The organism is Haloplanus sp. XH21, from assembly GCF_023276355.1.
GTDB classification, from domain to species: domain Archaea; phylum Halobacteriota; class Halobacteria; order Halobacteriales; family Haloferacaceae; genus Haloplanus; species Haloplanus halobius.
The window spans coordinates 2,025,568-2,045,421 of the sequence record NZ_JALLPL010000001.1; the positions used below are offsets into that span (position 1 = coordinate 2,025,568).

A 19,854-nucleotide genomic window follows, 5' to 3' on the forward strand; every position below is an offset into this window, starting at 1 on the left:
TCGAGTCGGGTCGCCGACACGCAGCTTCGGGAATAGCAACCACTAACTGCGACGTGCTGTGAGGGAGTACTGTGACGACGGCAGGACCGACGCGGGTCGACATGCACGTGAAAGCGCTCGACGAGAACGTCGTGGCACACGCCAAGGACCGCGGCCTCGACGCGCTCGTCTACGCCCCGCATTTCACGCGCTTGCCCACTATTCGCGAGCGGGCGGCTCGCTTCTCCGACGACGATCTCCTCGTCGTCCCCGGGCGCGAAGTGTTCACCGGACCGTGGAACGCCCGGCGCCACCTGCTCGCCATCGGTCTCACCGACCCGATTCCGGATTTCATCACGTTCCGCGGCGCGCTCGCCGAACTCGACCGGCAGGACGCCGCGGTTCTCGTGCCGCATCCGGAGATGCTGAACGTGAGCTGTTCGCGAGCGGACGTCGCCGCCGATCCCGACGCGTTCGACGCCGTCGAGACGTACAACGCGAAGGCGCTCCCACCCCAGAACCGGGCCGCCCGGGACGTCGTCCGCGACACCGGTCTGCCCGGGTTCGGGTCGTCGTACGCCCACCTCCGGTGGACGGTCGGCGAAGCGTGGACGGCGTTCGAGACGGCGATCGATTCGCCGGCCGACCTCACGGCGGCGTTGCGATCCGAGACGCCGCGCCGGGTCGTCCACCGGACCGGGCTCGATCACCACCTGCGCGGCCTCGCGGAGTTCGCCCACCTCGGCTACGAGAACTCGTGGGGGAAGGTCGATCGCCTCTTTCTCTCCGGAACCGAACCGACCCATCCGAGCCATATCGCTTACGACGGCCGGTTCGACGACGTGGCCGTCTACTAGCCGAGGAGAACCGCGTTCATCGCCCCGGCGGTCTGGTCGAGCGACTGCACGTAGAAGTGAAAGCCGGCGAGGAGGGCGATTTCGATGCCCGTGACGATCACCGTCACCATGTCGGCGTATTTACTGCTGGTGGTCACGCCGGACGGGAGCCCCCACTCCTGGCTCGTGAACGGGTAGAACAGCGCGATGCCCCGCCGACTCCCGACCACGTCGAGGACGTAGTGGGTGGCGATGCCGATCCAGACGAACTGGAGGTTGTCGAAGACGAAGGGGAAGCCGACGAACAGCGCGAGCACGAACAGGTTGTGCAGGGTCTTGCGGTGTTTCCCGAAGGCGGTGTCTACGTCCGGAAAGAGCGCGCCGAGGACGACCGGGACGGAGAGTTCCGCGACCGTTTCGGCGGTAGCGAGCGCGGTCGACACGGTGAGCGTCGTCGGCGCGACGAGCACGACGCCGAGGCCGACGCTCAACAGCGCCGCGTTGAGTACGTGTCCTTTTTTGTTCATTCCGCTGGAGGTTCGTCGGCCCCCACTACAAGGCTGTCGGCGTGTGGGCAGGCGGTATGACTCCGGGCGACAGCCGGTCGGCCGTGTCGGTTCGTACAGCGGATGGATGGCGACGGCCCGCCCGGACCGACGCACCTCCCCCTCACTCGTAGGTCGTGGTGTAGCCGCCGTCCCAGAGCAGATCTCCGCCGTTGAGGTGTCTGCCGTGGCTGGAGAAGCCGAAGACGAAGAGGTTCGCCACCTCGGCCGGCGTCATCAGTTCCGTGGTTCGCGCCTGACCGAGCATCACGTCCTCGACGACCTCTTTGGGTGAGATTCCGCGCTCCGCGGCGGTGTCCTCGATCTGGTTCACCATCAGGGGCGTGAGGACGTAGCCGACGCTGACCGAGAAGCCCCGGATCGCTCCCTCGCCCTCGGCGGCGATAGCGCGTGTCACCCCGTTCAGACCGTGTTTCGCGGTGATGTAGGCGGCCTTGTCCTGCGTGGCGTACCGTCCGTGAACCGACGACATGTTGGCGATGGCTCCCGACCCGCCGTCGGCCGCCGAGCGGATATGTGGCATCGCGAACTTCGCGGTGAGAAAGGGCCCGCGCAGCATCACGTCGAGCAGCTGGTCGTATTTCGCCACCGGGAACTCGGGGATCGAAGCGATGTGTTGCATCCCCGCGATGTTGGCAACGTAGCGGAGGTCGCCTCGTTCGGCCGCCGCGTCGACCATCGCCTCGACGGCGGCGGCGTCGGTGAGGTCGGTCGGGGCCGGCTGGATCGCGCCCGGTACTCCGAGGTCGGCCGCGATATCGACGGTTTCGTCGAGGCCATCCGCGTCGATGTCGGCCCCGACGACCGTGAGGCCGTTCGCGGCGAGGGCGACGGCCGTGGCTCGGCCGATACCCGACGCAGCACCCGTCACCACGGCGACGGTGCCGGCGTCGAAGTGGTCGTCGTCGAGGACGAGGAGGTCCTCGGTGGTCAGTTCGGGGTCGGTGAGTTCGAACGCTTCGGTGGACATGCGTCCGCACGGTCCGTGCCGAGGGATAAAACCGTGTGCGTGGATCGGACACTGTTTTCCACCACGACCGCGTAGCCGGGGTATGGCAGCGTGGCGCGGTCTCGCCTCGGGGGCGACGCGACGCCGGTGGCTGTTCGTCGGCGCGATGCTCGGCGCGCTCCTCGTGGCGTCGGTCGTCCGACCACCGGGAGCCGAGTCGGCGGCGACGGGGTGGCTCCCACCGTCTGCGTGGTTCCACGCGGCCGGCTACGCCGGGGTGACGCTCGTACTGTCGTACGCGCTTCGAGCTGCTCGCGACGACTGGCGACGGCTTCTGGGCGCGTTCGCGTGTGCGACGGTCGTCGGGGCGGGAATCGAACTGGTGCAGATGGGGCTTCCCTACCGCACGTTCAGTGTCGGCGACGTACTCGTCAACGCGGCCGGGGCGGCGCTCGCGGTGGTCGGCTGGCGACTGGGCGGGCCCCGAAGTGACCCGTCGGAGCGGTGACCGCAGCGTAACGTCACCAACCTATATCCCGCCGCCACCCACGTTCTAGGTGATGGCGCCCTACGAGGCCTTCGACGACGGGGTGGAAGTGCACGGCCGGACCATCATCACGGTCGTCGACGACGCCCTCGCCCGATTTTCCGAGGCGTATCGGGAGACCGCGTACGACGCGCTGGCGGACCACGGAATCGAGGATCCCTCCCCCGACGAGTGGTACCCCCAGCAAGCCTGGCTCGATACGTTTGCCGACCTCGCGGCGGAACTCGAACCGCATATCCTGGACCGCGTCGGCGAGCAGATCCCGGACGCCGCGGCGTGGCCGACCGACGTCTCGTCGGTCGAAGCGGGTCTACAGTCGATCGACGACGCCTACCAACGCAACCACCGCGGCGGCGACATCGGGTTCTATCGGTTCGAGGCGGTGGCGGACCGGAGCGGTCGCGTGACCTGCAGGAATCCGTACCCCTGCCCGTTCGATCGGGGGCTGATCCGGGCGACTGCCCGTCGGTACGCTCCGGTCGAATCCTTCGTGTTCGTCGAGGAGCGCGGTGACCGATGTCGGCGGGACGGCGACGACACCTGCGTCTACCGCGTCTCCTGGTGACGGCGGCCGGGCTCAGACGGTTCGTCGGCACAGGTTACCGTCGCTGCAACGTCGTCCACGGTCGAAGCTGACGAACGGCAGTCACTCCTCGCGGTCGTACTGTTCGATGGCGTCGATCAGTTCCGCCGTCGAGTGGTCCATCGTCAGGTTTAGCAGCGTCTCGAACTCGTCGTACGTCTCCGCCAGGTCACGAATCCGTTCGACCTCCGCTGCCGCGTCGCCGTCGGCGTCGTCGAGGCGGGCGAGCGCCCGATCGAGCGTCCGGCGGGTCGTCGCCATCTCACGAGCGACGTACTGCTGGAACACGTCCTGCACGACGAACCAGAGGTCCGTCTCGGGTTCAAACCGGACGCGTCGCCCCCCGCCGCCCGACGACCGACGGCGAATCAGACCGATCCGGGTGAGCTGTCGTGTGACGTTGCTGATCGTCGATTTCGCGTACCCGGTTTCTTCGACGAGGCCGGGGATGGAGAGCGGTTCCGACGCGAAATAGAGCACGCCGTACACCCGTCCGGCGCTCCGACTCAACCCGTACACCTCCGCCGACCGCTCCATCGATTCGATGACGTCGGCCCGAACGGCTGCGCGCTCGTCATCCCCCGTCGGTTCGCCGTTGGTCACACGCGCATTTGAGCGACCGTAACTATTAAACTGTTTTGTCTGTTTGTTCGGTATGAGCCGAACAAACGAAACAGTCGGCTCAGCACACGGTCGGCGAACGACGGCACCGGTCCCCCGACGCTTCGGTACCCTCCACCGCTGATCGCCCTCCAACCGATCGAACACCCCCGCTGACGTGCCATTCAATGAGACACGCGACGCCCCTCACTCGCTCGCGGTGTGAGCGACTCACCGACTTGACCACGGGCGGCCCCGCCGTGCCCGTCCTCTCGATCGCGCTGGTCCTCGGCCTCCTCCATCCGGCGCTGGCGCTTGGCTCGCTCCTCCTGCTCGGGGGTATCGTCCCCCTCACGAGACGCTCGCCGGCCCGTCTCGGCGGGACTCGTTGACTGCCGAGACGGCCTCGGCCGACCGTTGCGGCCGAAGGACGTGCCCGTCGTAACGCCTAAGAGTCGAACTCCCTTTTTTTCGGTAATGAGAAACGCACGCGTACAACGGAGGTGGGACTGTGGGGATTGAAATAACGGAGTCCGCCGTCTCCGACGAGGAGTTCGCGGACATGAAGCAGTTCGTCTCCGACTATCTCGAGGCCAGCGTCGAGAACGAGGACGACGGTGGTCGGATGCGCTGGTATCCGTGGCACAGCGCCGAATACCGCTTCAACCACACGCTGAACGTCGTGAACCTGGCGACCGACCTCGCGGAGCGAGAGGGCGCCAACCGCGACGTGGTCCGGGTCGCCGCGCTCTTTCACGACATCGCGAAACTCGAAGCCGAACAGGACCGGCACGCGGACGAAGGCGCACGCGTCGCCCGCGAGTACCTCCGCGCCCACGGCGACTACCCACAGTCGTTCGTCGACGAGGTGGCGGGCGCGATCCGGGATCACTCCTATCAGGGCGAACTGGACGATGTCTCGCTGGAGACGCAGTGTCTCATCGAGGCCGACATCCTCGACAAAGTCGGCGCGAACGGCACCGTGTTGATGCTGCTCCGGATGGGCTACGAATCACGAACGCATATGGACGCGGGAGAGATGATCGACCGCGTCATCGAACGCGGACACGACGCCGCCGATCGGATCGAGAGCGACGCCGCCGAGAGCATCGCCCACCAGCGCCTGAAGCGGGTGCGCTGGTTCCGTGAATGGCTCGACGCAGAAGTGCCGGGACTGGACGATACCGACGCGGATACGGACGCGGACCCGGCGTAACGCGGCACCGGTTCCCCTCTTCAGACGGATTACTGCCCCCAAGACGGATCGGCTATCCACCGGTACTGACGTACGATAACTCGATCAGTCGTCGCCGGTCTGGACCGTGCCGGCGTCGACCTCGCCGCCGCTGACGGCCGACGCGGGTTCGGGGAGGTCGGTCCGCACGTCTTCTCGCCCGTCCTCGGCGATGACCTCGGCGTAGGCGTCGGGCATCACTTTCGTGAACTTGTGGACTTCGGCGCCCCAGTCGTCGAGCAGCGCCGCCGCGCGGTCGCTGTCCGTGTATTCGACGTGGTTCTCGAGGAGGCGGCGGAGCATCGCCTCGTCGGACTCCGCCAGGTCGTGGTGGATAGTCACCATGCCGGTGTTGGCGCGTTGCTCGAAGTCGCCGTCGGGGTCGTAGACGTAGGCGACGCCGCCGGACATCCCGGCCGCGAAGTTCCGCCCCGTCTCGCCGAGCACGGCGACGACGCCGCCGGTCATGTACTCGCAGCCGTGGTCGCCGACGCCCTCGACGACGGCTTTCACGCCACTGTTGCGGACGGCGAAGCGCTCGCCGGCCAAGCCGTTGACGTAGAGTTCGCCCTGCGTGGCGCCGTAGAGACAGACGTTGCCGACGAGGATGTTCTCTTCGGGTTCGTAGGCGGCCGTCTCGGGCGTTCGGACGATGACCTTGCCGCCGGAGAGCCCCTTGCCCACGTAGTCGTTGGCGGCGCCGACGAGTTCCATCGTCACGCCGTCCGCGAGGAAGGCACCGAAACTCTGGCCGGCGATGCCGTCGAAGGTGCAGGAGATGGTGTCCTCCGGAAGCCCGCTCTCGCCGTAGCGCTGCGAGATGCGGTTCGAGAGCATCGCGCCCACCGCGCGGTCACCGTTTTCGATGTCACGACGGAGGTGGATGGGTTCGCCCTCCTCGATGGCGTCGGACGCCGCCCCGATCAGGTCGCGGTCGATGTGGGTCATGACGTCCTCGTGTTTCTGGTCGCGGACCTTGTGGCGCTCGCCACCCTCGGGGTCGGCGATGATGGCCGACAGGTCGAGGTGTTTGGCCTTCGGATGGTCGGTGTCGACCTGTTCGAGGATGTCGGGCCGTCCGATCATCTCCTCGACCGTGCGGAAGCCGAGGTCGGCCATAATCTCGCGCAGTTCCTCGGCGAGGAAGGCCATGTAGTTGATGACGTGATCGGGCTGACCGGAGAACCGCTCGCGGAGGTCGCCGTCCTGCGTGGCGACGCCCGTCGGGCAGTTGTTGGTGTGACAGATGCGCGCCATCACACAGCCGGAGGTGATGAGGCTGGCCGTCCCGAAGACGTACTCCTCGGCGCCCAGCAGGGCGGCGACGGCGATGTCGCGGCCCGTCATCATCCCGCCGTCGGCGGAGACGCGGATGCGGTCACGCAGGCCCGTCGCGCGGAGCATCTGGTTGGCCTCGGCGAGGCCGAGTTCCCACGGGAGGCCGGCGTTCTTGATGGACGTCTTCGGCGACGCGCCGGTGCCGCCGGAGTGGCCCGAGATGTGGACCACGTCGGCGTTGGCCTTGGCGACGCCGGCGGCGATGGTGCCGATGCCCGCCTCGGCGACGAGTTTCACGTTGATGTCGGCCTCGGGGTTGGCCGTCTTCAGATCGTGGATCAGCTGTTTCAGATCCTCGATGGAGTAGATGTCGTGGAGCGGAGGCGGCGAGATGAGGCCGACGCCGGGCGTGGAGTACCGGACGTGAGCGATCATCTCGTTGACCTTCTTTCCGGGGAGGTGGCCACCCTCGCCGGGCTTGGAGCCCTGGGCCATCTTGATCTGAATCTCCTCGGCGGAGGAGAGGTAGTTCGACGTGACGCCGAACCGGCCGGAGGCGACCTGCTTGATGTTGCACTCCTTCTCGGTGCCGAACCGCTCGGGCGGTTCGCCGCCCTCGCCCGTGTTGGACTTGCCGCCGATGCGGTTCATCGCGATGGAGTTGGTCTCGTGGGCCTCTGGCGACAGCGACCCGAGGGACATGGCGGCCGTCGAGAAGCGCTCGACGATCTCGTGGACCGGCTGGACCTCGTCGAGCGGAACGGGATCGCGGTCACTGTCGAACTCGAGCAGGCCACGGAGCGTCTGCAGGTTCTCCTGCTGGTCGTTGATCATCTCCGCGAACTCGGTGTATTTCTCGTAGTTCCCGGAGCGGACCGCCTGCTGGAGCGTCCCGACCGTCTCGGGGTTCCACTGGTGGTGGATGCCGTTGGAGCGGTGTTCGTACTCGCCCTGGCGCTCCAGGTCGGGGTCGTCCTCGTAGGCGACATCGTGGCGCGTGAGCAGGTCCTCTTCGAGTTGCTCGACGCCGATGCCCTCGGTCCGGATTTCCGTCCCCTCGAAGTATTCGGCGACGAAATCGGAGGAGAGGCCGACGGCCTCGAAGATCTGGGCGCCCTGGTAGCTCTCGACGGTGGAGATGCCCATCTTCGCCATCGTCTTCAGCAGGCCGTCTTCGAGCGCCTTCGTGTAGTGGGCGATGGCCGCCTCCTCGTCGGCGCCGTCGGGCCCGGCGACGATGTCCGTGATGCTCTGGTAGGCGAGGTAGGGGTTGACGGCGTCGGCGCCGTAGCCGACCAGCGTCGCGAGGTGGTGGACCTCGCGGGGGTCGCCGGACTCGATCACGAGACCGGCGTGGTTGCGGAGGCCGTTACGGACGAGCGCGTGGTGGACGCCGCCGGTCGCGAGCAGGCTGGGGATCGGAATCCGATCCGGTCCCGCGTTGCGGTCCGAGAGCACGACGATGTCGGCGCCATCCTCGATGGCCGCGCGGGCGTCGCGTCGCAGTCGTTCGACGGCCGTGCGCAGGTCGCCATCCTCCTCGTAGGTCATGTCGACGACGGCGGAACTGAACTCGCCGTCGAGGGCCTTGATGTCGGCCGTCTGGGCGTCGGTCAGCACCGGCGAGTCGACGACGAGTTGGCGGGCGTGTTCCGACGACTCGTCGAGGAGGTTGCGCTGGGGGCCGAGCCGTGACTCCAGGCTCGTGACGAGTTCCTCGCGGATGTAGTCGATCGGCGGGTTCGACACCTGGGCGAACAGCTGCTTGAAGTAGGTGAACAGCGGCCGGTTGAAATCGGAGAGCACCGACAGCGGCGTGTCGTCGCCCATCGAGCCGACGGGATCCTTGCCGTCCTTGGCCATCGGTTCGATGAGGTGGTCGAGCTGGTCGTGCGTGTAGCCGAAGGCGACCTGCTGGGCGCGGAGCGACTCGACGCCGTCGCGGGGTTCGTAGTCGGTCGCGACGGAGTCGTCGAGATGGCGCTGCTCCTCCTCGACCCACTCGCCGTACTTCTCGTCGGTGAGGTCGTCGAACACTTCGTCGTCCGGGATGACGCGTCCCTCCTCGGGGTCGGCGACGAGCAACTGACCGGGCTGGAGCCGGTGGCGCTCCTCGATGTCCGCGGGATCGATATCGAGCGCGCCGGCCTCGCTGGCCATGATGAGGCGGTTGTCCTCGGTCACGTCGTACCGGCAGGGGCGGAGCCCGTTGCGGTCGAGCGCGGCGGCGATCTGCTCGCCGTCGGTGCCGACCACGAGCGCGGGGCCGTCCCACGGTTCGACGAGACTGGCGTGGTAATCGTAGAAGTCCTTGCGCTCCTGACTCATCTCGTCGTCCTTGCGGAAGGCCTCGGGAATGAGCATCCGGAGCGCGTGGGGGAGCGTCCGGCCACCCTGAACGAGGAGTTCGAGCGCGTTGTCGACGGAGGCGGTGTCGCTCTGGTTGGGGTCGTTGATGATCGGCTTCAGCGTGTCCAGGTCGTCGCCGAAGTCGGGGTGTTCCAGGTCCGTCTCGCGGGCCCGCATCCAGTTGATGTTGCCGCGGATGGTGTTGAACTCGCCGTTGTGGATGATGTTGCGGTAGGGGTGGGCGAGATGCCACGCGCCGAGCGTGTTGGTCGAGAAGCGCGCGTGAACCAGCACGAGCGTCGACTTGACGCGTTCGTCGACGAGGTCGGGATAGTAGTTCGGTAGCTGCGTGGCCTTGAGCAGGCCCTTGTAGACGAGCGTCTTGCGGTCGAGCGAGCAGATGTAGAAACGTCCGGCGCCGGCCGAATCGAGGTCCTCGACGGTGTTTTCGACCGCACGGCGGGCGACGTAGAGCGCGCGGTCGAACGCGTCGTCGTCCATGTCCGTGGCGGGGCGCACGAAGGGCTGATACACGTCGGGTTCGGAGTCCAGCGCCGTCTGACCGAGGTCGCTGTTGTCGGTGGGGACGTCCCGCCAGTGGAAGACTTCCAGGTCGTGTTCGGCGAGCGTCCGCTCGAAGATGGTCATGAGGCCCTGGCGTGCGGCGCCGTCCTGGGGCATGAACACAGAGCCGACGGCGTAGGTCTCGGGCAAGTCGGTGTCGACGACGCCTTCGAAGAACTCGTCGGGGCGCTGAATCATGATCCCCGCTCCGTCGCCAGTCGCCTCCTCGGCGCCGGTGGTTCCACGGTGTTCGAGGTTGATGAGAAGGTCGACGCCGTCGGCGACCGTCTCGTGAGAGTCGCCGCCGTCGAGGTCGAGGACGACACCTACACCACAGTTCGATCGTTCGTCGCTGGGGTCCGCCAGCCCCCGCTCATCGGCGTGGGCGTCTCTCCGCGGCTTGGTCATACCCCCCCTTCAACATACCCACTTATCAGCCTGTTCCTCTAAGAGTAATGGTACCATAACCACATACAAGGTAATATATATCATACTTACTCTACCGAAGACTTCACCAGAAATATATAAGGATCGTTGTCCGGTGATTCGTCGGAGCTGGCGGGTACGCGTACTGTCGACTGTGCGTCGAGACGAATAATCGCCACTCAGGGTGCAAATATCTCGAAACGGGGACCGCCGACAGCCTCAGACGGTTTATTGTCAGTCAGTACCGGTGGGTCGCCGGGCGGTCAGCGACCCACCGGTAAACAGTCACAATGATCCGTATCAGTACGACTTCGCGAAGTAGGCCGTCTCGACGGCGGCGTCGTCACAGAGGGCGCAGGTCTCGCCCTCGTGGATGGGGTCCGTGTCCGCGCCGTCCTCGAAGGGTACGAGCACGATTTCGGCCGCGATCTGATCCTTGATCTCCTCTTCGCAGTCCTCGTCACCGCACCACGGCGCCTTCACGTAGCCGCCGTGCTGGCCGATAGTGCCGAGAATCTCCGCTCGGTCCGACGCCTCGCGGACGTTTTCGGAGAGGTTGTCCTCGGCGGCGGCGTAGAGTTTGGCGTACACCGTGTCGAACGCGGATTCGACGGTGTCGACCAGTCCCTCGCGGTCGGCGACGGTCGTCTCGCCGTCCGGCCGGTGGACGAGCGTCAGTTCCTCGTCCGCGACCTCGTTGGGACCGATTTCGATGCGCAGGGGGACGCCCTTGAGCTCCCACTCGTTGAACTTGAAGCCGGGATTGCGCCCGTCGCGGTCGTCGAGTTCGACCCGGATACCCGCCGCGCGGAGGTCGTCGGCGACGTCCTCGGCGTAGTCGAGGACGTCCTCTTTGGTCTCCTCCTGCCAGATGGGGACGACGACGACCTGTTCGGGCGCCATCGTCGGCGGCAGAACGAGCCCCTGATCGTCGCTGTGGGTCATGATGAGCGCGCCGAGTGCGCGCCAAGAGAGCCCCCACGACGTGGTGTGGGCCACCCGCTCTTCCTCGTCCACGCCGGTGTAGGTGATGTCGAACGCCTCGGCGAAACTCTGTCCGAGATAGTGGCTGGTCGCGCCCTGAACCGACTTGCCGTCGGGCATCAGCGCCTCCACCGTCGTCGTGGTGTCCGCGCCGGGGAACTTGTCGTGTTCCGGCTTCTTCCCGCGGAGCACCGGAATAGCCAGCACGTCCTCGTAGAGGTCCTCGTACTGATCGAGGCGGGTCATCGTCTCGTCCCACGCGTCGTCCTCGCTCGCGTGGGCGGTGTGACCCTCCTGCCAGAGGAACTCCTTGGTGCGGAAGAAGGGCTTGGTCTCGGTGGCCTCCCACCGGACGACGCTACACCACTGGTTCACGCGCAGGGGCAGGTCGCGGTGGCTCCGGATCCACTGGCTCAGATATGGTGCGATGATGCTCTCGCTGGTCGGGCGGACGGCGAGGCGCTCGTCGAGTTCCTCGTAGCCGCCGTGAGTGACCCACGCCACCTCGGGGTCGAACCCCTCGACCACGTCCTTCTCGCGTTCCAGATACGACTCCGGAATGAGCATCGGGAAGTAAGCGTTCTGGACGCCCGTGGCTTTGAACCGGCCGTCGAGTTCGTTCTGGATACGCTCCCAGAGCGCATACCCGCGCGGGCGCGTGATGATGAATCCGCTCATGCCCGCCGGGCCGTAGTTCGCCAGTCCGGCCTTCTGGACGACTTCGGCGTACCACTCGCCCGTGCTGTGTTCTTTCGACTCGGTGATACCGAGTTCCTGACTGTCGCTCATTACCCTGAACTACAGGAGATGCGGCTTAAAACGTGCGAAGCGGGGCTACGTCAGGTCGGTCTTGCAGTCGTCGGCGTACCCGTCGGCCAACCGGGTCGGCTCCGGGAGTTTGTAACCGTCACAGAGGCGTTCGACCAGATCGACGGTCGTCTCCGCGCTGACCCGGTGTCCCGGGCTGACGTAGAGCGGGTTGATGACGGGGTTCGAGTCGTACTGTCGCGACTGGTAGGCGTAGCCGATGACGGTGCCGTTCGGCGCGGTCACGTCGTCGTCGGCGACCACGGGTGCCTGCCAGCCCTCGGGGCGTTCGTCCACCGCGTCCTCGACGCGGCCACAGAGGAGGTTCTTGGCGACGCCGATGCTCGGCACGTCGAGGACGACGCCGAGATGGGTGGCGAGGCCTGCCTGTCGGTAGTGGATTCGGCCGCTCCCGTCGAAGACGACGAGATCCGGCGTCGACTCCAGCGACTCGAACGCCGCGAGGATGGGACCACCCTCCCGGAAGGAGAGCAGACCGGGGATGTATGGAATCGAGAGATCAGTCACCGCGTGCGTGCGTTCGACGACTTCGCCGCCGCGCAGGCAGACGATAGCGCTGACCGCGCGGCCGTCGAGGAAGGCCTGATCCACGCCGGCGACGAGGGGGCGGTCACCGCCGAGCGTCGTCTCAGAGGAGAGCGAGACGGCGGCCGGGTCGAACCCGAAATCGTCGGTGAATTCGGCGGCGTCAGCCACCTCGCGCTGGAGCGCCTCCATCTCCGCACGAGACTGTGAAGGGTCGGGGACGAACTCGGGGCGGACGGGCGTCACGTCAGCGCCTCCGGCCGGGACCGCCGGGTCCGCCAGGGCCGCCCGGACCGCCCGGTCCACCACCGCCGCCACCGAAGGTCAACTGGTCCGGGACGTTGCGCGGTCGCTTGATGTGTTTCCCATACGCGAGGCCGATGACGAGGCCGATGAGATGAGCGAGGTGGGCGACGTTGCCCTGGCCCGCAGAGGAGGCGGTACTCGGCGCGAGGAAAAACAGCACCGAGATGGCCGCGAAGCCGATAGTGAACAGCCAGAGCGGGATGGGGATGATGAAGTAGAGATAGATGCGAAGCTTGGGGTTGAGAACGGTGAGAACGCCGAGAACGGCGAAGATGGCGCCGCTGGCGCCGACGACGCTCACGCTGGCCGACGGGGTGAGGAGGATGCTCGTCCCCACGAATCCGAGGCCCGCGAGGACGCCGCTGACCAGGAACAGCGCGGCGAACCGCTTCGAGCCGACGTAGCGCTCGACGAGGGGGCCGAAGAAGTACAGCACGATGCTGTTCCCGGCGATGTGATAGAGGCCGCCGTGGGCGAAGATAGAGGTGACCCACGTCCAGACGTAGAGCAGATAGTCAGAGCGGAGGACGAAGAGGGTCTGCATCGCGCTGTCGCCGACGAATATCCCGACGATATACTGCAGCGCGAACGCGACCCACATGAGCGCGAGCAGGGTGTACGCGACGTTGCCCCGGAAGTAAGCGAGGGCACCGCCTCGGCCGGTCAGCGACCCGCCGAAGGAGGGGAGGCGGTCACGGAGGCCACCGGAGCGGTCCTGCCGGACGCTGTCGTCGAAACCGCTGTCGAAGACCCCGTCCGGGTCGTTCCACTCGTCGAGCCCCGGACAGTCGTGGTTCTCCGGGAGACGGTGGTCCGCACAGAACGTCCCGCCGCAGCGACCACACTGGTACGGCAAGTTCTCGTGCTGACCACACACGTCGCACTGAGCCATTAGCTATCAGTAGCGGGGTGGCGGGCAAAAAGGGTGCGTTCGCGACCTGCGCTCGATACGAGACACTGCAACCGAGGCGGACATCGGCTGACGGCTGTCAGCGCGGATGAGGTGGGCGCGCACCGTCCGTCTCAGCCGCGTCGTCGTCCGACTCGCCACAGTTCGCCGGAACGACCGTCGGATGCTGGAGGCCGGGATGCGGGGTGTCACTCATACGTCGATGTACGCCCCTCGGCCCCAAAAGATTACCCATACGCATAATTCATGCGCGGTGGCGGGGAGATAACTCGTGGAAATCACGGGGCCAGCGACGGACTACCGCGGTGGCTCACCACACCCCGACCGAAGAGGGATGAGGCTTCGGTGTGAACCCACGACCGACATGCTCCGAGGGTTCTACATCGGGCGGTTCCAGCCCTACCATTCGGGACACCACGCCGTCGTCAAACAGATCGCGGACGACATCGACGAGGTGGTCGTCGGCGTCGGCAGCGCGGACCAGTCCCACACGGAACGGAACCCGTTTACCGCCGGCGAACGGGTCATGATGATCACGAAATCGCTGCGCGAACTCGACGCGACGACCTACGTCGTCCCCATCGAGGACCTGAACCGCAACGCGGTCTGGGTCAGCCACGTCCAGTCGATGAGTCCGACGTTCGACATCGCGTACTCGAACAACCCGCTTGTGGTCCGTCTGTTCGAAGAGGCGGGCGTCGAAGTGCGCCAGTCGCCCATGTTCGACCGGGGCGAACTCCAGGGGGCCGAAATCCGACAGCGAATGACCGAGAGCGGAGCGTGGCGGGAACTGGTCCCGGATGGCGTCGTCGAGGTAGTCGAAGAGTGCAACGGCGTCGCCCGACTCGGCCACATCGCGGAGTCGGACGTTCCGTCAGGCGACTGACCGGCGCAAGCGCGCATCGGACCCTTTTAATCGGAGCACCCCCTAGCGTAGGTATGGGATTTGGGAGCTACGACGAGTCCGAACAGCAGAACCAGGCGGTTGACACGGACGACGACAGCGAGGGCGTGAGCGTCCACGAGAACGAACACGAAGGCGAAGTCTCCTTCGAGACGGAGGCGTCGACGGACGATCTCCTCGATCAGCTGGGCGACATCAAGGACGACGCCGACGAGGAGTAGCGCGCCGCCGGACCGCCGTCTCGCTGTTTTTTCGCTCGTACAGGAACGCAGTCAGCGATGCTCCGATCGTGTCAGTCCGTGCCCACCGGACGGTGTGCGATCTGGCGGGCGAGTTCCAAATGCGACGATAACCGGCGGTGACGGGGCGCGCAGCCCGATTACGCGAACTTCTCGTCGTAGAGATCCAGCGCGTGTTCGATGGCGCCTTTTGCGGCCGCCTTGTCCTCCCAGCCCAGCGTCTCGACTTCCTTTCCTTCCTCGAGGTTCTTGTACGTCGAGAAGAACTCGTCGATCTCGTCGATGGTCTGCTGGGGGATGTCGTCGAGGTCCTGGAGGTGGTCGAACCGCGGATCCTCGGTCGGGACGGCGATGACCTTGTCGTCTTGCTCACCGTCGTCGTCCATCTTCATGAGGGCGATGGGGCGTGCCTCGACGACACAGCCCGGGAACGTGGCGTCCTCGACGAGCACCATCACGTCGAAGGGGTCCTCGTCGTCGTAGTACGACTGCGGGATGAACCCGTAGTCGTACGGGTAGTGGACGTTGCTGTGGAGCACGCGGTCGAGGACGACGGCGGGAATGTCCTTGTCGTACTCGTACTTGTTGCGCTCGCCTTTGAGACACTCGACGACGGCGGTGATCGTTTCGGGCGGGTTCGAACCGGGTTCGAGGTCTTCCCACAGGTTCACCATGCGGATATGTCGGCCGAACCACTAAATAGGCCTTTCGAGACGGGGCGACTAATCGGGACTCTCGTCCCGTGGAGAGATCCGCGCCGGAACGGGCCGGCGAGGCTCCAGTAACACGAATGAAAAAGTACATGAACGGCCGACACCGAGGGAACGTGACACCCACGACGCGCCGGCCGGACCGCCCCCCTGTCCTCCATCCGGGCAACTGATGAACAGGGACGACCGGGCCATCGGCGCCACGAGTGGCGGGACGATCTCCGATCCGGTGAGAGATATGTCCAATTCTGGGGATATCATTATTTGTCCGCAGGAGCGCTATGAGTGCCGCTGAGGGTCGAGTTGAGAAGCGTTAAATATCCCTATGACATGTCGTTATGTATGTCAGAGGCACAAACAGTCAGCAGCGATCCCGGTATCGTTCGTGATCTCACCGCCTTCCAGCATAACATCCTCGTCATCCTCTCCGAAGAACCCATGTACGGCCTGGCGATCAAACGCCAGCTCGAGGAGTACTACGGGACCGAGGTGAACCACGGGCGTCTGTACCCCAACCTCGACGATCTCGTCGAGATGGATCTGGTCGAGAAGAGCGAGCTCGACAAGCGGACGAACCAGTACGAGCTGACCGAGACGGGGCAGGACGCCGTGCTCAACCGACTCGAGTGGGTCCTCTCGAAGTTCGTCACCGACGACGACCGCGCCGACTCGGTTCGCGACCTCATCGCTCAGCGGTAATCTCGGGCGGCTCCGTTTTCGTGACGGCGAAGACGTGTTCGAGCGACTGCGCTACCGCGTCGCGTTGCTCGTCGCTCGGCCACGCGTTGCGGGGGTAGTAGTCGGTGAGAAACTCCCGCACCTCGTCCGTCGTCGCCGTCTCGACACGGCGGGCGTAGTGGTTTCCCATGAAATCGGCGAACGCACGGGCGTTCGCGGCGTGGATCTCTCCCGCCCGCTCGCGGACATCCTCGACGACCGCCTGGTTGTGGGCGTCCACCTCGCTCCAGGCGTCGGGGTCGCCCGGGCCGGAGAGCGATATCTCGACCGCCCGGCCAGTGTCTTCGATGCGCTCGATGCGGGCGGTGTCGCCCTCCAGCCACTCCGCAGGGTGGAGAACGAGCGTGTCGTCGGCCTCGCGGACGCGCGCAGTGTAGCCGTATTCGGCGAGTCGTTCGTCGCGGTCACGCTCGTAGGCGGCTGCCTCGGCGTCGTCGGCGGACTGTCGGGCCAGTCTCGTCAGTCGTTCGGCCTCGTCCTGCAGATCGGATGGGAGATCAGACATCGTCCAGCGCCTCGTTCGCCAACTCGTCGGCGCGGTCGTTTATTTCTCGCGGTACGTGCTCCAGCGACCAGCGGTCGAACGCCGTGAGCAACTCCCGGACCCGAACCCGTCGCTCGCGGAGACCGGGATCGTTCGCGTCCCACTCGCCGCGCACCTGCTTGACGATGAGTTGGGAGTCTCCGCGCACGTCGACTTCGTCGAACCCGTGGTCGCGGGCGACTTCGATCGCCCGCACCAGCGCCTCGTACTCCGCGCGGTTGTTCGTCGTCTCACCGATGGTCTCGCCGCCCTCGTCGACGATGCCGTCGCCGGAGACGATGACCCAGCCGATGGCGGCTGGACCGGGGTTCCCGCGGCTCGCGCCATCGAAGTAGACGTGGGCGCGCCCGCCGGACTCGGTGAGCAGCGCAGTCAGATCCGTCGGCCGAGCACCCTGAACGACGACGCTGTCGTCGTAGGCGACGGCGACGGCGTCGCCACGCTCCGCGCGCCACCGCTCGTGAGACGTATTGCCTGGTTGGATCTCGACGCCGGCTTCCTCGAGCCGTCGCCGGGCCACTTCGGAATCGCACTCGATAGTCGGCATTGCCGTCCGTTCGCGCGAGCGATTCAAAGGCCGTTCGTTCCACGGTCGCCGGCCGACGACACGTCGATGACGCCGCTCCTGACCGTGAGCGGGAGTCCCGGCAGCGGCCGATTCACACCGACAATGCAGCCCATAATTTAAGTAGTTGGAAAATGCGACTATAAAAACGCGATGACACGGCCCACCCGCCAGCGGGAAGACCGGACGCAATGGCAGGGCGAGGACGAGCAGGAAACGGAGGACGACATCGACCTCGACGATCTCGATCCCGAGGATCTCGTCAGGACGGCCGACGGAGAACTGATTCACGAAGAAACCGGACTCATCATCGAGGAAGAACAGATCGATCCCGGTCCGGAGTGGCGGGCGTTCAACCACCAGGAACGGCAGGAGAAATCGCGGGTGGGAGCCCCGACCACCCAGACGATGCACGACAAGGGGTTGACGACGACCATCGACTGGAAGGACAAGGACGCGTACGGACGCTCTATCTCCTCGCGAAAGCGGTCGCAGATGCACCGTCTGCGCAAGTGGCAAGAGCGCATCCGGACGAAGGACGCGGGGGAGCGCAACCTGCAGTTCGCGCTGAGCGAAATCGATCGCATGGCCTCCGCGCTTGGCGTGCCACGATCGGTCCGGGAGGTGGCCTCCGTCATCTATCGGCGCGCGCTCAACGAGGACCTCATCCGCGGGCGTTCCATCGAGGGCGTCGCCACCGCGGCCCTCTACGCCGCGTGCCGGAAGGAGGGCATCCCCCGTTCGCTGGAGGAAATCTCCGAGGTTTCGCGGGTGGAGCGCAAAGAGATCGGTCGCACCTACCGCTACATCTCGCAGGAACTCGGCCTGGAGATGAAGCCGGTCGATCCGAAGAAGTACGTCCCGCGGTTCTGTTCCGAACTCGAACTCTCGGAGGAGGTGCAGTCGAAAGCCAACGAGATCATCGAGACGACGGCCGAGAAGGGGCTGCTATCGGGCAAATCACCGACCGGCTACGCCGCGGCGGCCATCTACGCCGCCTCCCTGCTCTGCAACGAGAAAAAGACCCAGCGCGAAGTCGCCGACGTGGCGCAGGTGACCGAAGTCACCATCCGCAACCGGTACCAAGAGCAGATCGAAGCGATGGGCATCCACAGTTAGGTTCCCCATCGGCTTCCAGCCGACAGTATCAAATCCCGTCCGGCGCTACCACCGCTATGCGCCTCGACGAGTTCATCGACATCGAGGCCAACGAACGCGCCGAGCGTCGCCGCCTCGCCAAGGAGAAGTCCTACGCTATCCTCGATCACGTGGAGTCCGTCGCCGACCAGGTGGAACAGACGGTTTCCGGCGACGCCATCGTCGGGAGCGTCTCCCCGTCGATTTTCGTCGGTCAATCGAACTACCCGAACGTGTCGACGGGTATCCTCTCGCCCGTCGGCAACGAGGGCGACGCCGCCCGCTTTGCCACCAGCGGCGCGTGGTACGACGAGGGCGTCGACCTGACCGAGGTGTTCCGCCGGCGGACGAGTTTGCTGAACTCCCGGCGCTCGTCGCCGGTCGACGCCGTCGACACCTGGGACGGGTTCGTCGGCGTCGGTCGCGAAGTCGCCATCGCCGACCGCCCGGTCGACGTGGAGATCGGTCTCGACGGCGACCCCACCGTCGATTTCGACGCCGACGGCGTCTCCACGCCGACCGGCCCCCGAGCCCCAGCCCGGTCGGCGACGCTCGGCGAGAACCCTCACGTCCCCAGACCGGTCGAGAAGACCCTCGAAGACGACGACTGGCGCGCCGAAGGCGCCATCAACTACCTCTATCGCCGCGGGTTCGACGTGTACGACATCAACAACATCCTCTCGGTTGGCGCGCTGGGTCAGGACGAGAACCGCCGCCTCGTCCCCACGCGGTGGTCCATCACCGCCGTCGACGACACCGTCGGGCAGTTCCTGCGCGGATCGCTCCGTGACCGACAGAGCGTCGACGAGGTGGAGGTGTGGCGCAACGAGTTCCTCGGCAACGCCTACTGGGTGATCCTCGCACCGGGCCAGTGGGAGTACGAACTCGTCGAGCTGAAGGCGCCGGGGAGCGTCTGGAACCCCGACCCCGAGGCGGGGATGTGGCTGGCGGCCGACCGCGAGGGCTACGAGGGCCGCACCGGCTACGTCGAGGAGACGGCCGGCGCGTACCACGCCGCCCGACTGGCGGTGCTCGAACACCTGGACGAGCGGAGCCGACAGGCGAAATGTCTCGTCCTCCGGCACGTCTCCGACGACTACTGGGGGCCGGCGGGCGTCTGGCAGGTTCGCGAGGGCGTCAGACACGCCTTCGACGGCGACCACGCCACGGCGGAGACGCTCGCCGGCGCGGTCCAGGGCGTCGCCGACCACCTGCCCACGTCGATGGCGGCGCTCCGTCGCAAGTCCGCGATGGTCGCCGGCCTGCAGACGACGCTGACGGAGTTTTAGCGCGCCCGGCGCCGCTGGATCCCGATCCACACCAGAGACACGATCCCGATCAGGAGAAACGCCGCGCCGAAAAACGCGGCCTGGCTGTCGAGAACGCCGCCGAGGAAATCTATCCGGTTGAGATAGCCGAGGCCGAAGAAGATGCCGACGACGACGGCCGCTGCCCCGAGCCGCAGCCTCAGGTCCCGAAGGAAGTTCCGGAGGGTCAGATCACGGGCCATACGGGATCGTGTGAGGGGACACAGTTGGTTCTTTGGCCCCCCG

General features: G+C 66.1%; 21 protein-coding genes. 10 read left to right on the forward strand and 11 right to left on the reverse strand.

What is annotated here, in order from left to right; all coding sequences use genetic code 11:
• Positions 1 to 101: 101 nt before the first annotated feature.
• Entirely contained in the window at positions 102 to 836 is a 735-nt protein-coding gene (locus MXB53_RS10590; RefSeq protein ID WP_248898105.1) for a PHP-associated domain-containing protein, read from the forward strand.
• Here the strand turns inward: MXB53_RS10590 and MXB53_RS10595 are convergent.
• Positions 833 to 1,342 (reverse strand): metal-dependent hydrolase, encoded by a 510-nt coding sequence (locus tag MXB53_RS10595; protein WP_248897399.1) that lies wholly within the window; start codon positions 1,340 to 1,342, stop codon positions 833 to 835. The two genes, MXB53_RS10590 and MXB53_RS10595, sit on opposite strands and share 4 nt — an antisense overlap.
• A gap of 142 nt (positions 1,343 to 1,484) precedes the next feature.
• Positions 1,485 to 2,351 carry an SDR family oxidoreductase gene (locus tag MXB53_RS10600; protein WP_248897401.1) on the reverse strand — a complete coding sequence of 289 codons (867 nt, stop codon included), beginning with the start codon at positions 2,349 to 2,351 and terminating at the stop codon, positions 1,485 to 1,487.
• Positions 2,352 to 2,433: 82 nt separating this feature from the next.
• On the opposite strand from MXB53_RS10600, the gene MXB53_RS10605 reads away from it, so the two are divergent.
• The gene (locus tag MXB53_RS10605) at positions 2,434 to 2,838 is read left to right on the forward strand and encodes a VanZ family protein (RefSeq protein WP_248897403.1); all 405 of its coding nucleotides are present in this window, start codon (positions 2,434 to 2,436) and stop codon (positions 2,836 to 2,838) included.
• 52 nt (positions 2,839 to 2,890) lie between these two features.
• On the forward strand, positions 2,891 to 3,442 hold the full coding sequence (locus MXB53_RS10610) for a hypothetical protein (protein WP_248897404.1): 552 nt from the start codon (positions 2,891 to 2,893) through the stop codon (positions 3,440 to 3,442).
• 81 nt (positions 3,443 to 3,523) lie between these two features.
• Here MXB53_RS10610 and MXB53_RS10615 read toward each other — a convergent pair whose 3' ends face one another.
• The gene (locus tag MXB53_RS10615) at positions 3,524 to 3,997 is read right to left on the reverse strand and encodes a GbsR/MarR family transcriptional regulator (protein WP_283102374.1); all 474 of its coding nucleotides are present in this window, start codon (positions 3,995 to 3,997) and stop codon (positions 3,524 to 3,526) included.
• Between the two features lie 251 nt (positions 3,998 to 4,248).
• Here MXB53_RS10615 and MXB53_RS10620 point away from each other — a divergent pair, with 251 nt between their 5' ends.
• Both MXB53_RS10620 and MXB53_RS10625 read left to right on the forward strand, forming a co-directional pair.
• Complete coding sequence (locus MXB53_RS10620; protein ID WP_248897407.1) at positions 4,249 to 4,452, forward strand: hypothetical protein; 204 nt, start codon at positions 4,249 to 4,251, stop codon at positions 4,450 to 4,452.
• Positions 4,453 to 4,571: 119 nt separating this feature from the next.
• Positions 4,572 to 5,276, forward strand: a complete 705-nt coding sequence (locus MXB53_RS10625; protein WP_248897409.1) for an HD domain-containing protein — start codon at positions 4,572 to 4,574, stop codon at positions 5,274 to 5,276.
• A gap of 84 nt (positions 5,277 to 5,360) precedes the next feature.
• On the opposite strand, the gene gltB is transcribed toward MXB53_RS10625, so the two are convergent.
• From gltB to MXB53_RS10645, 4 genes are all read right to left on the reverse strand, one after another.
• Positions 5,361 to 9,893 carry a glutamate synthase large subunit gene (gene gltB, locus MXB53_RS10630; RefSeq protein ID WP_248897411.1) on the reverse strand — a complete coding sequence of 1,511 codons (4,533 nt, stop codon included), beginning with the start codon at positions 9,891 to 9,893 and terminating at the stop codon, positions 5,361 to 5,363.
• Positions 9,894 to 10,211: 318 nt separating this feature from the next.
• The gene (proS, locus tag MXB53_RS10635) at positions 10,212 to 11,684 is read right to left on the reverse strand and encodes a proline--tRNA ligase (RefSeq protein ID WP_248897412.1); all 1,473 of its coding nucleotides are present in this window, start codon (positions 11,682 to 11,684) and stop codon (positions 10,212 to 10,214) included.
• Between the two features lie 45 nt (positions 11,685 to 11,729).
• On the reverse strand, positions 11,730 to 12,494 hold the full coding sequence (locus tag MXB53_RS10640) for an endonuclease V (protein ID WP_248897413.1): 765 nt from the start codon (positions 12,492 to 12,494) through the stop codon (positions 11,730 to 11,732).
• 1 nt (position 12,495) lies between these two features.
• Entirely contained in the window at positions 12,496 to 13,446 is a 951-nt protein-coding gene (locus MXB53_RS10645; protein ID WP_248897415.1) for a rhomboid family intramembrane serine protease, read from the reverse strand.
• A 382-nt stretch (positions 13,447 to 13,828) separates the two neighbouring features.
• On the opposite strand from MXB53_RS10645, the gene MXB53_RS10650 reads away from it, so the two are divergent.
• Positions 13,829 to 14,350 carry a nicotinamide-nucleotide adenylyltransferase gene (locus MXB53_RS10650; RefSeq protein WP_248898106.1) on the forward strand — a complete coding sequence of 174 codons (522 nt, stop codon included), beginning with the start codon at positions 13,829 to 13,831 and terminating at the stop codon, positions 14,348 to 14,350.
• A gap of 53 nt (positions 14,351 to 14,403) precedes the next feature.
• Positions 14,404 to 14,589: a DUF5786 family protein gene (locus tag MXB53_RS10655; protein ID WP_248897417.1), complete on the forward strand. Its 186-nt coding sequence runs from the start codon at positions 14,404 to 14,406 to the stop codon at positions 14,587 to 14,589.
• A 158-nt stretch (positions 14,590 to 14,747) separates the two neighbouring features.
• Here the strand turns inward: MXB53_RS10655 and MXB53_RS10660 are convergent, their stop codons facing one another.
• Positions 14,748 to 15,281 (reverse strand): inorganic diphosphatase, encoded by a 534-nt coding sequence (locus MXB53_RS10660; RefSeq protein ID WP_248897418.1) that lies wholly within the window; start codon positions 15,279 to 15,281, stop codon positions 14,748 to 14,750.
• Between the two features lie 378 nt (positions 15,282 to 15,659).
• On the opposite strand from MXB53_RS10660, the gene MXB53_RS10665 reads away from it, so the two are divergent.
• Entirely contained in the window at positions 15,660 to 16,016 is a 357-nt protein-coding gene (locus MXB53_RS10665; protein WP_248897420.1) for a PadR family transcriptional regulator, read from the forward strand.
• Here MXB53_RS10665 and MXB53_RS10670 read toward each other — a convergent pair.
• Together MXB53_RS10670 and rnhA are read right to left on the reverse strand one after the other, a co-directional pair.
• Positions 16,000 to 16,560: a DUF7108 family protein gene (locus tag MXB53_RS10670; protein WP_248897422.1), complete on the reverse strand. Its 561-nt coding sequence runs from the start codon at positions 16,558 to 16,560 to the stop codon at positions 16,000 to 16,002. The genes MXB53_RS10665 and MXB53_RS10670 overlap by 17 nt on opposite strands.
• Positions 16,553 to 17,146 carry a ribonuclease HI gene (rnhA, locus tag MXB53_RS10675; RefSeq protein ID WP_248897424.1) on the reverse strand — a complete coding sequence of 198 codons (594 nt, stop codon included), beginning with the start codon at positions 17,144 to 17,146 and terminating at the stop codon, positions 16,553 to 16,555. Before rnhA ends, MXB53_RS10670 begins: the two co-directional genes overlap by 8 nt.
• Before the next feature lie 171 nt (positions 17,147 to 17,317).
• Between rnhA and MXB53_RS10680 the strand changes: the two genes are divergently transcribed.
• Together MXB53_RS10680 and nreA are read left to right on the forward strand one after the other, a co-directional pair.
• A complete protein-coding gene (locus MXB53_RS10680; protein WP_248897426.1) occupies positions 17,318 to 18,283 on the forward strand; it encodes a transcription initiation factor IIB in 966 nt (321 codons plus the stop codon).
• Between the two features lie 56 nt (positions 18,284 to 18,339).
• Positions 18,340 to 19,590, forward strand: a complete 1,251-nt coding sequence (gene nreA, locus MXB53_RS10685) for a DNA repair protein NreA (RefSeq protein ID WP_248897428.1) — start codon at positions 18,340 to 18,342, stop codon at positions 19,588 to 19,590.
• On the opposite strand, the gene MXB53_RS10690 is transcribed toward nreA, so the two are convergent.
• Positions 19,587 to 19,811 (reverse strand): hypothetical protein, encoded by a 225-nt coding sequence (locus MXB53_RS10690; RefSeq protein ID WP_248897430.1) that lies wholly within the window; start codon positions 19,809 to 19,811, stop codon positions 19,587 to 19,589. The genes nreA and MXB53_RS10690 overlap by 4 nt on opposite strands.
• Between the last annotated feature and the right edge of the window lie 43 nt (positions 19,812 to 19,854).